Source organism: Pelotalea chapellei (genome assembly GCF_018531195.1).
Classification (GTDB): domain Bacteria; phylum Desulfobacterota; class Desulfuromonadia; order Geobacterales; family Pseudopelobacteraceae; genus Pelotalea; species Pelotalea chapellei.
The window spans coordinates 11,421-25,246 of record NZ_JAHDYS010000006.1; the positions used below are offsets into that span (position 1 = coordinate 11,421).

At 45.4% G+C, this 13,826-nt stretch carries 11 protein-coding genes; all 11 read right to left on the reverse strand.

Annotated elements, in window-relative coordinates; genetic code table 11:
• Window positions 1-6 precede the first annotated feature (6 nt).
• From leuS to KJB30_RS07645, 11 genes are read right to left on the reverse strand one after another with little or no spacing between them, the layout of a single operon-like run.
• On the reverse strand, window positions 7-2,478 hold the full coding sequence (gene leuS / locus KJB30_RS07595) for a leucine--tRNA ligase (RefSeq protein WP_214297624.1): 2,472 nt from the start codon (window positions 2,476-2,478) through the stop codon (window positions 7-9).
• Window positions 2,479-2,517: 39 nt separating this feature from the next.
• Entirely contained in the window at window positions 2,518-4,683 is a 2,166-nt protein-coding gene (locus tag KJB30_RS18435; RefSeq protein WP_214297626.1) for a c(7)-type cytochrome triheme domain-containing protein, read from the reverse strand.
• Window positions 4,684-4,724: 41 nt separating this feature from the next.
• A complete protein-coding gene (locus tag KJB30_RS07605; protein ID WP_214297628.1) occupies window positions 4,725-5,780 on the reverse strand; it encodes a protein-glutamate methylesterase/protein-glutamine glutaminase in 1,056 nt (351 codons plus the stop codon).
• The gene (locus KJB30_RS07610) at window positions 5,777-6,652 is read right to left on the reverse strand and encodes a CheR family methyltransferase (RefSeq protein ID WP_246545572.1); all 876 of its coding nucleotides are present in this window, start codon (window positions 6,650-6,652) and stop codon (window positions 5,777-5,779) included. Before KJB30_RS07610 ends, KJB30_RS07605 begins: the two co-directional genes overlap by 4 nt.
• Window positions 6,649-8,655, reverse strand: a complete 2,007-nt coding sequence (locus tag KJB30_RS07615) for a HEAT repeat domain-containing protein (protein ID WP_214297630.1) — start codon at window positions 8,653-8,655, stop codon at window positions 6,649-6,651. The genes KJB30_RS07610 and KJB30_RS07615 overlap by 4 nt, the downstream gene beginning before the upstream one ends.
• 33 nt (window positions 8,656-8,688) lie before the next feature.
• Window positions 8,689-9,165, reverse strand: coding sequence for a chemotaxis protein CheW (locus tag KJB30_RS07620; protein WP_214297632.1), 477 nt, complete (start codon window positions 9,163-9,165; stop codon window positions 8,689-8,691).
• A complete protein-coding gene (locus KJB30_RS07625) occupies window positions 9,162-9,554 on the reverse strand; it encodes a response regulator transcription factor (protein ID WP_214297645.1) in 393 nt (130 codons plus the stop codon). Before KJB30_RS07625 ends, KJB30_RS07620 begins: the two co-directional genes overlap by 4 nt.
• Before the next feature lie 10 nt (window positions 9,555-9,564).
• Window positions 9,565-10,314 (reverse strand): chemotaxis protein CheW, encoded by a 750-nt coding sequence (locus KJB30_RS07630; RefSeq protein WP_214297647.1) that lies wholly within the window; start codon window positions 10,312-10,314, stop codon window positions 9,565-9,567.
• A 9-nt stretch (window positions 10,315-10,323) separates the two neighbouring features.
• A complete protein-coding gene (locus KJB30_RS07635) occupies window positions 10,324-11,124 on the reverse strand; it encodes an ExeA family protein (protein ID WP_214297649.1) in 801 nt (266 codons plus the stop codon).
• Between the two features lie 3 nt (window positions 11,125-11,127).
• Window positions 11,128-13,224: a chemotaxis protein CheA gene (locus KJB30_RS07640; RefSeq protein WP_214297651.1), complete on the reverse strand. Its 2,097-nt coding sequence runs from the start codon at window positions 13,222-13,224 to the stop codon at window positions 11,128-11,130.
• Window positions 13,225-13,279: 55 nt separating this feature from the next.
• The gene (locus tag KJB30_RS07645; protein WP_214297653.1) at window positions 13,280-13,651 is read right to left on the reverse strand and encodes a response regulator; all 372 of its coding nucleotides are present in this window, start codon (window positions 13,649-13,651) and stop codon (window positions 13,280-13,282) included.
• Window positions 13,652-13,826 lie beyond the last annotated feature (175 nt).

Consider the following 13,826-nt stretch of genomic DNA (forward strand, 5'->3'; position numbering starts at 1 on the left):
ACTTCCCTACCCCACCACAATATTGACAAGCTTTCCCGGCACACATATAACCTTGCGCACTTGGACTCCTTCCAGATAAGGCAGAATTTTTTCATCTGCCAGAGCGCGAGATTTAAGAGTCTCCTCGTCTGTTCCTGAAGCGACCGTTAATTTGGAACGCAGCTTGCCATTTACCTGCACTACCACAAGTACTTCTTCGTCGATGATAGCCTCACCATCATAGAGTGGCCAAGAGGATGATGACAATGGTATCGAGTGCCCCAGAATCTGCCATAGTTCCTCTGTAATGTGCGGAACAAAGGGGGAAAGCAGAAGAACCATACTTTCCAGCGCCTCTTTCATGACAGGTCCGCGCTGGGGTGAAGACAGATCGGCATTCTGAAGAGTATTTAGAAGTTCCATTACTGCAGATATGGCTGTGTTGAAATGAAAACGTTCTTCGATGTCTTCGGTCACTTTACGAATGGTTTTATGAACAGCACGACGCAAGGTACGTTCTTCAGCTGTCAGAGCTGTAGTATCCACCGCACCGCAGCCCTTCGTCATCTCAACTTTGTCTTGAATCAAACGCCATACTCGATTGAGAAACCTGAAAGAACCATCCACCCCTTGGTCACTCCAGTCCAGATCCTTTTCAGGTGGCGCGGCAAACAGTGAAAAGAGACGAGCAGTGTCTGCACCATAACGTTCAATAAGTGCATTGGGATCAACGACATTCCCCTTGGACTTGCTCATCTTGGCGCCATCTTTGATGACCATTCCCTGGGTTAGGAGATTGGTGAAAGGTTCGTCGCAGGTGACATAACCGAGGTCGCGCAGGACTTTTGTAAAGAACCGAGCGTAAAGCAGATGCAGAACCGCATGCTCAATACCACCTATGTACTGGTCTACTGACATCCAATAGTTTACACGTGAACTGTCCAGAGGACCTTCCTTGAAATCGGGACAACAGTAACGCAGGAAGTACCAGGACGATTGAACAAACGTATCCATGGTATCCGTTTCACGACGTGCAGGAATCCCACAGTGTGGACAGGGTACATTAATGAACGAATCCAGCTTGGCAAGGGGGCTGCCACCCTCCCCGGTAAATGCGACATCCATCGGCAACTGTACCGGCAGATCTTCTTCAGGCACAGGTACAACACCACAGACGTCACAATAGATAACCGGGATGGGATTTCCCCAGTAACGCTGGCGAGAGATGCCCCAGTCGCGCAAACGGAAATTAACAGTCTTTTTTCCCATTGACTGCTGCTCAAGGAAATCAGCAATGGCTTCTTTGGCTCCATCGCTAGACATACCATCAAATTGCCCGGAGTTGACAAGGATGCCCGGTTCGGTAAAAGCTGCTGTCATTGACTCAGCATTCAAACTAACACCATGGGGTTGAATAACTACTTGCAGCGGCAGAGAATATTTTACTGCAAATTCAAAGTCACGCTGATCATGGGTGGGCACAGCCATGACCGCACCGGTACCATAGTCCATGAGCACAAAGTTGGCCAGATAGATCGGCATGCGCTGGCGTGTGAGAGGGTTGATGCAGTATGAGCCGGTAAAAACCCCCTCCTTCTCAAAATCCTCGGCAGTGCGTCTGATTCTGTCGGTCTTTTTGACTTTATCAATAAAACTGTCCACTTCGAGCTTCCGGTCAGGTGTTGTCAGTTCAGCAGCAAAAGGATGCTCAGGGGCCAAGGACATGAAAGTGGCTCCAAAAACAGTATCTTGACGGGTGGTGAATACTTTGACAGCACCAGACCTGCCTTCAAGAGGAAAATCAATTTCGCAGCCAAAACTTTTACCTATCCAGTTACGCTGCATTACCAGTACTCGCTCCGGCCAACCTGCAAGAGCGTTAGTACATTCAAGTAATTCTTCCGCATAATCAGTAATCCGGAAAAACCACTGGTCCAGTTCTTTCTGTTTTACTTCATTATCGCACCGCCAGCAGGCACCATCCTCCACCTGCTCGTTAGCCAGAACCGTTTCGCAGTTGGGACACCAGTTTACGAAGGAAGTTTTTTTGTAGGCGAGTCCCTTTGAAAACATCTCCAGAAAAATTTTCTGCTCCCAGCGATAATATTCAACATCACAGGTGGCAAGCTCTCTTCCCCAATCATAGGAAAGTCCAAGCTTCTTGAGTTGTCCACGCATGTAATCAATATTTTCATAAGTCCATTTCGCAGGATGGCTTTTGTTCTGGATAGCGGCATTTTCGGCAGGCATTCCAAAGGCATCCCATCCCATTGGATGCAGTACATTCAGCCCTCGCATACGCTTAAATCTTCCAATGACATCACCAATTGAGTAATTACGCACGTGCCCCATATGAATCTTTCCTGAAGGATAAGGAAACATTTCTAGCAGGTAATATTTTTGTTTAGTATCATCTTCAGTTACTTTAAAGGTGGAATCTTTCTCCCACTGTTGCTGCCATTTCTGTTCTACATTTCGAGGGGTGTACTTCTGATCCACAACGGTATCCTTCCTTTCATGTCGTATAGTTAAAAAATGTTATTGAATTGGTTGAGGACGCCAGTTTTCTTCCTTCTGGTGGCAGCGTTCACAAGCCAAGGGATCCTTGACGCTAAAAGCCATGCTGAATCCATGACAGGTACCGCAGAACTTGCCCTGATCCATCTCTTTCATAGCCCATCGCTTGGTGCCAGCCCCGGAAGCGACCACGGCATAATGACAGTCGCTACAGTTATAACCTTTATCACCATGCAACTTATGGTTGAATTCCACATTGCCGGTAACAGGTGGCTGTTCATAACGAATCTTTGGCGGCGTACCGGGATGGCACTTATTGCAGTTAGCTTTAACACCAAAAGCGGTGCTGCCATCATGACAGGAACCGCAGGACTGCCGCTGTTCCATCATGGCCATGGTACTGTGTTTGTTGCCGGTTCCTGGAATAAAAAGAGAAGGATGGCAGTCATTACAGGTGTAGGCACCAGGGTGAAAGTTATGGTTGAACACTGCACCGCTTGGCCGGAAGGTTATCTTTCTGGCAGGATGGCATTGGGTACAATTCGATTTAACACTAAAAGCAGTGGTACCGTCATGACACGCGCCACAAGAATTACCTTGCTCCATCTCGGCCATTCTAAAACGTTTGGAGTTTTTACCAGGCATAAAGATGCTGTTATGGCAGTCACTGCATTTATATAATGCCCCATGATTTTTATGGCTAAACTGGGTAATACCGGTTTCTTTGACATTAAACGAAATGGTAACTGTTGATTTATGACATTTTTCACAGTCATTTAAGACGGTAAAAGCAGTTTTACCATCATGGCAGGCGCCACAAGATCCTCCTTGAGCCATTTCAGACATGGTGTAACGTTTGTTCGTCTTTCCTGCATTAAACAGCTTATTATGACAGTCACTGCATGTGTACATCTCAAGATGCTTATCATGGCTGAAACGCGCATCATCGGTGAATAATACTTCTTTGACCGGATGGCAGGCACTACATCCTTTTTTTACCCCGAAAGCCGTTTCATCATCATGACATGCTCCACAAGACCTGCCTTTTTCCATATCGGCCATGGAATATCGTTTGGAAGATACACCTGTGCCTATGAGAGCATTATGACAGTCGCTGCAGGCAAGAATGGAACGGTGCCTGGTATGGCTGAAACTGACGCTCCCGGCATCCTTGATTTTAAAATTAATATCGGCCATTGGGCCTGGATGGCACTTTTCACAGTGACCGGTAACGGAAAAAGCGGTTTTCCCATCATGGCAGGCGCCGCACGATGATCCTTTCTCCATCTGAGGCATTGTGTAACGAACGCTATGAATTCCCCCAGTAAAAAGGGCACTATGACAGTCATCACATTTAACTAATGTGGTATGGGACATATGGCTAAAGCGAGCATTGAATGCCTTGAAAGAAACGTCTCTGACATTTTTGTGGCATTTTAGGCAATCTGCCTTTACAGAGAAAGCTGTCTTCCCATCGTGGCAAGCGCCGCATGAAAAGCCTTTTTCCATATCCTTCATTGTACGTGAAATACGATTGACCCCCGAAACAAACAATTTATCATGGCAGTCTCTGCAATTGAAGGACATGTCAAGATGAAGCTTATGACTGAAATGGGAATCACCGGTAAGAACCACCTCAGGTGGTTGATGGCACCTGACACAGTCGCCCTTTACTGAAAAGGCGGTTTTACCATCATGGCAGGCCCCACAACTTTTCCCTCTTTCCATTTGCGCCATACTGAAGTGGGGATTGTCATGGGTGGTTCTGAAGAGCGTATCGTGGCAATCAGTACAGGTGTACATTTCGAGATGTTTACCATGGCTGAAGACCAGGTTTCCGAAGCCAGGAATCTTTATGTCGATATTGCCAGCAGGGTGACATCTGGTGCAATCGGTGAGCTTCACGCTATTGGTACTGCTGGTACTCTTATGGCAGGCGCCGCACGATTTTCCCTTTTCCATGTCTGCCATTGAGTATGTAGGGTTTTTCTTGCGTGCTACATGAAAAATTGAATTGTGACAGGCTGAGCAATTGTTCTCCAACTTCTGAAGGTGAACTTTGTGTTCAAAAGGGATATTACCAGCCTTGCTGGTAGTAATATCGATTATCTCATTAATATCAGCCTGAACACTTGTTGCCGATTGTATCAGTAATGCTACAAGTATCAGCAAAATCACTCTAAACACGCTTTTCTCCCGTTTCTATCTCTCCGGCTTTAGTTGTGAAATCATAAAAGTGAACTTTTGATCATAATTTCTTTGGCCACCTGCTGGAGTGGAACGATTTTGTCAACAAGACCAGTTGCTGCAGCTTCACGTGGCATGCCGTACACTACAGAAGTTTCATTCGATTCAGCAATGATATAACCGCCATGTTTCTTGACGGCCTTGATTCCTCTGGATCCGTCGTTACCCATACCAGTCAAAACCACTGCAATCATACGGCTTTGATAAATGGCAGCACAGGATTCAAACATGACATCGATACAGGGAATGTAACGTTCTGTGGGATCGGGTTGTTTGACGCGAGCAATAACTTGGTTTCCCTGAACGTCGAAAGTGAGATTTTTTCCACCCGGGGCTATGAGAACATGTCCTGGGCGAACCGGATCACCATCCTCTGCCTCCTTTACAGAAAAGGTCGAAGAACGATTTAGCCGCTCCGCGAATGCATGGGTAAAGCCGACTGGCATATGCTGGGAAACAACTATTGCTAAGGGAACACTCTGCTCAAAAGATGCAAAAATTCGCTGCAATGCAGGAGGTCCACCAGTTGAAGCACCAATGGCTACAACATCAACAGCGAGATTTACATCTGTAGCGGTGAAAGAAGTCAAATCACCTTTCACTGAATCAGGTAAAATCCCGGCCTGACAGAAAGGAATTCGTGTTTTGTTATTCATTACCTGAAGCACCTTTTGATGCAGATCTCCTTGAATCATCAGCAAGTCAGGCGATGCAGCACTGGATGGTTTAGGTATAAAATCAAAAGCTCCCAGTTCAAGAGCCTTGAAGACCTTATCAGCTTGGTTCTGTGCACTAATCACTATTACGGGAATGGAAAAGCGGGCTGTCAGAATACGGAGAAGGGTGAAACCATCCATCTTTGGCATTTCCAAGTCAAGGGTAACGAGATCAGGTTTAAGAGCGATTATCTTCTGAATACCCTCTTCGCCATTAATGGCGTATCCGACAACATCAATTCCGGGTAATCCCTCAAGCATTTTGGTTATGGTTCGCCTGCTGAAGGCAGAATCATCGATGACCATGACCCTGATCTTCATGGCATCCCTGCTGATTCAGAACGCTCCGGCTTTTGATAGATCATATCATTTTTGAAATGGCGAAGGGTAAACTGTGTAGTAATATTCATCAGAGATTCTGAGTGCCCAAGCAGCAGAAACCCACCATCGCAAAGAGTATTGTGAAATGATTCGACGACCTTTTTTTTGGCAGTGAGATCAAAATAAATAATTACGTTCCGGCAAAAAACCAGGTCCATTCGGCCCAACATTACCATTCGGTGAGAGTCAAACAGGTTGAGGTGGCTGATGGTCACTAATTCTCTAATCTTGTCAGTGATGCGATGCCCATCCTCCTGTTCCTGAAAGTACCGCTTAAGATATGTTTCGTCAGTCGCTCGAAACGCTGATTTACCATAAACTCCACGGCGTGCGTGCTGCAGGACACGCTGACTGATGTCGGTTCCTATTATTTCAATTTTCCATCCATGAAGTTCCGGTAAATCACTCAGCAACATCGCGATAGTATATGGTTCTTCACCTGTTGAACAACCTGCACTCCAGATGCGCAGTGTTTTGATACCTTGTCGTGTCTTTTTCTTTATTAGTTCGGGAATGATTTCTTCGGTGAAGGCCTTGAGTTGGAAGGATTCCCGAAAAAAATAGGTTTCATTAGTTGTGAGGATATCCATGATATCCATCATTTCCTGATCTTTTTTTCGGTTGTATTTTAAAAATTGGTAATATTCCTTGTAAGTTGAGATATTTAGTGTAGCCAAACGCCTGGAAAGCCTTTTCTCAAGCAAGTATTTCGATTCATCATCAAAATAAATTCCACAATGGGTGTGGATGCTGTCGCGAAAGAGGTGAAATTCTTCATTGGACATGATTTGCGCGGCAGGAGCAAAAATCATGGGAAATTTTCCAGAGCATTCACAATTTTTATCCTAACCAACTCACTCTGTTCAGTCTTTAAAGCTGCGTGGAGTATGTGAAATACGTCATCTGCGGGAAGACCTGCTAAAACACCTATCCATGTGGCACGTACCATTTCACTTGCATGTGTCAGAAGCCGTTCTGCATTAGCTACGATCCATTCGCCGCCCTGGCGGGCGAGAACTGTAACAGCCAGCGATACGATGTCATCGTCATCATTATCAAGCGCCGATTCCACCAGTTTCAACGCTTCTTGAGTGCCGATGACTTCAAGCTGTTCAATACAGCAGATCATCAATAGACCACTCGCTTCGTGTATCAGATTTTGGATTGCGAAAAAAGATTCAATATCATCAATGCGGGTGAGGCTTTTTAGCACTGCGCATTGCACCCAGCAATCCTCATCACCAAGGGCATGTACAAGGGCATTGACTGCATCATCCCCACCAATTTCTCCTATGGCTTCTGCAGCAGCTATACGCACGTCAGGATCCTCATCCACCAGAGCAATCCGGAGCAACCCCATATGTGAGGATAGATGCAACTTCCCTATATGAGTAACTGCTGTTTGACGAACATTTGAATCTTCATCCTTCACCATGAGCGCAAGATTGCCATGATCACCTACTGTCGCGTGGAGAACTGCAGCATCCCGGCGAGAGTAGGAATTTTCCGAAGTTCCCAACTGAAGAGCGACTTGCCGCACTGCTTCCCGATCATGGAGTGCCAATATCTGAAGACAGCTCACGACGGCAGAGCGCACCTCACAGTCCTGATCTTCAAACAAACGAACCATAAGAGGAATGCTTTCAGTAAGAGCCAAGCGACCTGCTGCAGATATAGCTGCCTTGCGAACCAAAGGAAACTCGTCGTTCAGAGCATTGATGATAATCCTGCTACCACCTCTGTAGTCAAGGGTACCGATAATGAAGCAGATTGCGGCACGTGCAGTTTCATCATATTCAGGGTACAGATCGATAAGAACTTTAACCCCTTCAGTACCGAGACGTTTAAATGAACTGAGAGCTGAGCCGGCCAGACGCTCGTCAGTACAGGCCGTTAGCAGAGTTGCCGCACCGCGTGTGTCGCCAACAATGCCGAGCAGCACTGTCACAGCTTCCGCAAGCTCAGGTTCTCCGAGATCAAAAGAATCTATAAGAGTCTGCAGTGTTTCATCGCCTTTCAGGCACAGAAAACTCTCTTCCATAGATAGGCGTACAGTAACGCTTGAACGCGAAAAGATTCGATACCACGATGTAATTGCTGCCTTTCTCTGACTTTTATGACGCGATGTAAATCCTTGGAGCAAGATCGGAGCTGAATTATGATCACCAATACTCCCCAGACATTCGTATACACTCTTACGCAGAGTATCCTGCTCGGCAAGCGAGATAATCTCCTGGGGTACTGGCATGTGAGAAGAAAGCTTTCCTAGAGCGACAAGAGCATTAAATCTAAAAAAATGTGAAGGGTTAGCAATAATGCTTCGGATTAATCCAGGAATCGCAGCAGCGTCTCCAATGTGCCCCAGATGCTCCGCTGCCGCTGAGGCAACATTAACATCTGGATCATTTAGTGAGGAAAGCAAGGTCGATAGAAACAAGGGACTTGCGATGGTACCCATAACATCAATGACGAATTTACGTACATCGGCGTCAGCATCATGAGTCAAGCGAATAAGGTAGTCGGCGGCTCTTGTGTCCAGCCTGGTTATGGCTTCAGCTGCGGAGTTTCTCAATCCCGCATTATCATCATTGCGCAAAAGTTCGAGAAGTCCGGCAATTGAGGCTTCGTCAGGTCTGGCAGCAACAAATCTTTCTACAGCTTCCTTGCGAACTCTCCAACTGTCATCGCCCATGGCAGTGAACAGCAACTCACGTATTTCGGGAAGCGCCATACCCTGCAAAGCCTGCAAGGTTAACCGGCGAGTTTCTTCATTGGTCGACTTAAGGGAGTTTTCGAATTCCTTTATTTTTTTCACCTGCATGCACCCCTATAGCAACAGCTTATCATTTTAAACTTTTGGTGGCGCTTGCGATACAACTGCCAGATGGTCCGATGGATCCAAAAGGGCATCTATGTCCAGAATCATAAAAACCTTCTCTCCGGAAAGACATACTCCCAATAAGCATTCAACACCCTTTGTTCGGTTTACCTCAGGCGGAGGTTTAATTCCTTCTGTAGGAATTGTTATAACTTCAAGCACATCATCAACCGTCAACGCCAAAACACGTCGAGAAAGAGCAACAATCAGAAGTTTGGGTTGTTTGCCTTCCGGAATTGCCGACATGCCAAAACGTTTCCGCAAATTCATGACCGGGATCACGGAACCACGGAGATTGATTACTCCCTCCAGGAATGGTGACGGTATAGGTAGACTTGAAAGTTTCAGTGGCTGAATGATTTCCTGAATGCGCATGATATCAACGGCAAACAGATTATCGCCAAGACTGAAACAGGCAAATTGTATATCGCGCACTCTTTCGTTCATATTTCCACTGATGTTCCGGCCCTGTTTAACAAGCCTTCGATAACTTCTATGATCATCGCAGATTTGAAAGGTTTAGTAAGATAGGAACTAGCACCACATTCAATACCACGTAACTGATCTTCTTGTGTTTTTTTTGCGGTCAGCATAACCACCGGAATGGTCGACCACGATGGGGATGCCTTTATTCTTCGACACACCTCAAACCCATCTATATCCGGAAGCATGATATCCAGAAGCACCAAGTCAAATCTTGCGCTTGCAAGCTTTACCAGGGCGTCATTACCGTCTACGGCACCGGTCACCTCATATCCTTTTACCGTCAAAAGAATAGTTTCAAGCTTAAGAAGGCTTTCCTCATCTTCAACAACAAGGATACGTTTTTTGTTCATGCTCGCTCCTTCAGTAAAGATTGATATCAGTGATGCTCTCAACATTCAGCAGAATCACCATGCGATGTTCGGCCCTACCGATTCCGGTTACAAAATCACGGTCAATTCCTTCTAATACTGCAGGTGCCGGCTCAAAAGCGTCCGTAGGTATTCGAACCACCTGCACTACCTCATCCACCACTAAACCAGTGTAGGCATCGCCTGTTTTGACTACAACAATACGTTCTTTGCCAGTCACCTTTTCACGATTTAGTCCAAGCCGATTGAGCATATCGATAACAGGGATGATAACACCACGCAGAGAGATAACACCGGACACAAAGGAAGGAGCACGTGGTACCTCGGTGACTGTGCGTGGTTTGATTATCTCCTTGATCTGCATGATGTTGATTCCATAAGTTTCATTGGATACATGAAAGCAGAGAAACTGTTCGTAGTTGTTCTTAACAGCAGGAACAAGTTCGACAGTGGTAAGCTGAATATCTTCATCACAGCCAGCGGCCTGTCTGCCTGCAAGAAGAACAGCAACCGGGTCAAAAAGCTTTTCCCATTGTTCAGATTCCAGGGGGTACGATGGTGTATTGGAAGAAGGTACAGGTGTAACTTCCAAGCTGACATGTTCAATTGAATCAGCGATACATTCAGTTAATACAGGAGTGCCAGGGATGTTGGCAGCTTCCGTGGAAGATGCATCAACTTGACGCGATATTGGCTGCATCACCGCTGAGCTTGATTTTTTTCGTATTTTTGCCAAATCCATAATCTCTGCCTACATCATCATTTCGTCTTTAATTTCATCAACAATAGTTGAGTCGATCAGGGCAGCATCACAACCATATGCTACCAAAAGTGCGTTCGTAGCCATTGAATTGATCCTGCGCGGTACCCCTCCGGTCAGTTCATAAATCTTCTGAACGGCATCAGGGGTAAACAGTCCGGCTGACCCGCCAGCAACTTCAAGCCTGAAATCCAGATACTCCATGGTCTCATCCAAAGAAAGCGGATGCAGATGGTACTGCAGAGCCACCCTTTGACAAAGCGGCTCGTAACGTGGAGACGCCAGCATATCCCGCAGTTCCGGTTGCCCCATGACAATTATGGCCAGAAGATTCCGGTCATCCAGCTGAAAATTGGTCAGCAAACGGATTTCATCAAAGACTTCGGCATCTGTAATCATTTGTGCCTCATCCACTACAATCACAGGACAGATGCCACGTTGGTAACTGTCATAGACAACAACATTTATCTGTTCAAGTAGATCATCTTTAGTGCTGGCGGGTTCCACTACTTCCAGCAGACGGGCAATGGTTCGAAGAAATTCGATTCCATTAAGGCGGGGGTTTACAATATAGCAAAAACGGTAGGTCTCCCCCAATCTATCCATCAATGCTCGGGAGATAGTGGTTTTTCCACATCCTATTTCACCAGTCAAAACTGCAATATCCCGCTCTTCAACAACAAACTCAAGACGTGCAAGCGCCTCTTCATGACCTTTACTGAGAAATAGAAAACGTGGATCCGGTGTCTTGCTGAAGGGTTTTTCTCTGAATCCGAAATAGGTTTTATACATATTTCAGCTTCCACTTCTTATAGCTTCGGAAATCATTCCCGCAACATCCAGGACAAGAATTGTGCGCTGGTCACCAAGATCGGCAGCCCCTGATATTCCCTTATATCGTTTGAATGCTTCTCCTAAAGATTTTATGACAATATCCTGTTGTCCCTGCAGATCATCGACAATAATGCCCAATCGTTTTTCTGCCACACCGACAACAACTACATAAAATTCTTCAGGTCGTGGCCCCTGACGTTCGAATCCAAAAAAACGATCGAGCCTGAGCAGAGGCAGTGTTGTTTCCCGTAGCTGTATTACCTCTTTACGTTCAACAGTATTTATATTCTTTTCGGCAAGCAATAACGTCTCAAGAACTGATGTGATCGGAAGAGCATAGGTCCTGCCAGAACAGGAGATAATCAAAACTTTAATAATGGCAAGAGTTATGGGTAGGGTAATGATAAAGCGGCTACCAAATCCTTTACTGGTTTCAATGTCCACCATGCCGGATATAGCAGTAATATTGTTTTTAACGACATCCATACCAACACCACGACCTGACACCTCACTTACCTTTTCGGTCGTGGAAAAGCCGGGAAGAAAAATGAAATCAATGGCTTCCTTGTCCGAAACCATGCTGACATCTTGTACCAATCCTTTTTGGAGTGCCTTAGCCTTGACTTTTTCAGTGTCAATTCCGCTACCGTCGTCCTCTACTTCAATGACAACATGATTTCCCTTCGAGAAGGAAGATATCCTGATGGTACCCTTTTCATCCTTACCTAGAGCTATTCTCTGCTCTGGCGATTCAATGCCATGATCTATCGCATTCCTGATGATATGCATCATCGGATCAGAAATGTCTTCAACAATCAGCTTGTCAAGTTCCGTATCAGCACCATAAAATTTCAGTTCTACTTTTTTGCCCTGTTCGCGTGAAATTTTACGGATTATGCGAGACATTTTCTCATAAAGCTGTCCAACCGGAATCATCCGAATTTCCATGACCCCTTTTTGAAGATCAGCCAGTTTACGTTCCAGACCTTTTGCCGATTTTCCAAGATCAACGGCAATACGGGAAAATCCTTGGTTGCGCATTTTAATAGCAAGAGCTGCTATAGAAGAATGGGCAAGAACAAGTTCACCAACAATATTCATCAGATCATCAAGTTTTCCTATATCGACACGTACAGTCCGGCTCATGCTCTTAGCCGATTGGATATCATCTCCTGTTGCGAGGGCCGGTTGAACAGGCACATCAGGAGAGACTAAAGCGGTCTGGACTGCTTTGGTGACAGGGATAAGGGGTTCAGAATGAATTGAATCAGGAAACGAAGATGGAGAAACGGTTGTATCAGCATGTCCCAAAAGAGCAACAGTGACAGCGTCGTTTCCAATCATTTGGGTTATTTCATTTAATTCTTTGTTGGAACTGAAGAGAAGGTCAAAATCAATGTTTGTTTCAACGATACCAGCCATACTCGGGAGTGTACTGATGAGCTCTCCACAGGCCTTTAAAGTGTCGGAAATTTTTGACAAATCAACATCGAAGGTACTCAGATCAAATGATGTATGAATCGTGTAAATCTTTTTCCCTTTGTTGATGTTCTCAAGTAGTCGATGCTCTTCATATTCAGTCAAAGCACCAAGAGTTTGTTCGGATAGGCCCAGATGTGCAAAAGGTGAGTTATTCGAAATTTGTTCTGGAGGAGCAAGGCAGGCGTTTATTTTGACAACACAGGCGGAAATTTCTGTGGAATGATTTGTCTCTCCACCTTCTGCAATAGTTCGGACCAGTAGCGTCAATAGTTCATGGGATTCAAAGAGTACAGCAATTACAACCTGGTCGAGCTTAATCTTGCCCAATCGCAACAAGTCCAACAGGTTTTCCATATTATGTGACAGTTCGGATATTTCACCAAACCCGAACATACCTGCAAGACCTTTAAGGGAGTGAGCACCCCTAAAAATGGAGTTAAGCAGATCAGGATCAAGATCGCCACTTTCAGCCATATCCGCCAGATCAGCCATTTCAGAGCCAAGTTGATCGGCAATTTCCTCGGCCTCTGCGAGAAAATCTTTTACCGCCTTATTTGCTGCTGTTAAATCCGTCATGTATGGAATCCAACTGAATGGGATTTTTCTGGTTTAGATTGTCTAAGGCAGTTTGTCAGCCAAGGTATAATTGAATCAACTCCTGCACTCTTGCCGGATCAAAAGGTTTGATTACATAATCATTGGCACCCAATTGTTTTCCTTTGTCGATATCCTTCTGACTCCCTTCCGAAGAGATTATAATTACCGGTATTTCCTGATAATTTGGATTGTTGCGGAGGTAACTGAGCAGTTCAAGTCCATTGATGTCAGGCATGTTGATATCAGTCAGAATAAGATCCACTTTTTCACGTGGTAGAAGCCTTAATGCTTCAAAACCGGTCGAAGCCTCAACAATATTGTAGTTGTTAATGGATTCAATTGTGGAGACCAACATGGCCCGCATAGTCTTGGAATCATCGACAATAAGGATTGTTTTGGAGCTCATGGTTCAAAACCTTTCTTTATGTTGTCGTCCGGCTTGCACAAATCAACACCAGTATAGGCAGGAGGTTTATAATCCAACAAAGTCTCGCTGCGTTATGACCCTCTCAAGCCGATCATTTGGATTCAATCATGGTCCCGTACAGGGCAAAAAAATGAAAGAAATATAGCCGATCAAC

What these genes read in the sequence shown, in the direction of transcription:
- KJB30_RS07605 (WP_214297628.1), bottom strand. Translation starts at nt 5,780, where the DNA reads ATGAAGATCAGGGTCATGGTCATCGATGATTCTGCCTTCAGCAGGCGA.
- KJB30_RS07610 (WP_246545572.1), bottom strand. Translation starts at nt 6,652, where the DNA reads ATGATTTTTGCTCCTGCCGCGCAAATCATGTCCAATGAAGAATTTCAC.
- KJB30_RS07620 (WP_214297632.1), bottom strand. Translation starts at nt 9,165, where the DNA reads ATGAACGAAAGAGTGCGCGATATACAATTTGCCTGTTTCAGTCTTGGC.
- KJB30_RS07625 (WP_214297645.1), bottom strand. Translation starts at nt 9,554, where the DNA reads ATGAACAAAAAACGTATCCTTGTTGTTGAAGATGAGGAAAGCCTTCTT.
- KJB30_RS07630 (WP_214297647.1), bottom strand. Translation starts at nt 10,314, where the DNA reads ATGGATTTGGCAAAAATACGAAAAAAATCAAGCTCAGCGGTGATGCAG.
- KJB30_RS07635 (WP_214297649.1), bottom strand. Translation starts at nt 11,124, where the DNA reads ATGTATAAAACCTATTTCGGATTCAGAGAAAAACCCTTCAGCAAGACA.
- KJB30_RS07640 (WP_214297651.1), bottom strand. Translation starts at nt 13,224, where the DNA reads ATGACGGATTTAACAGCAGCAAATAAGGCGGTAAAAGATTTTCTCGCA.
- KJB30_RS07645 (WP_214297653.1), bottom strand. Translation starts at nt 13,651, where the DNA reads ATGAGCTCCAAAACAATCCTTATTGTCGATGATTCCAAGACTATGCGG.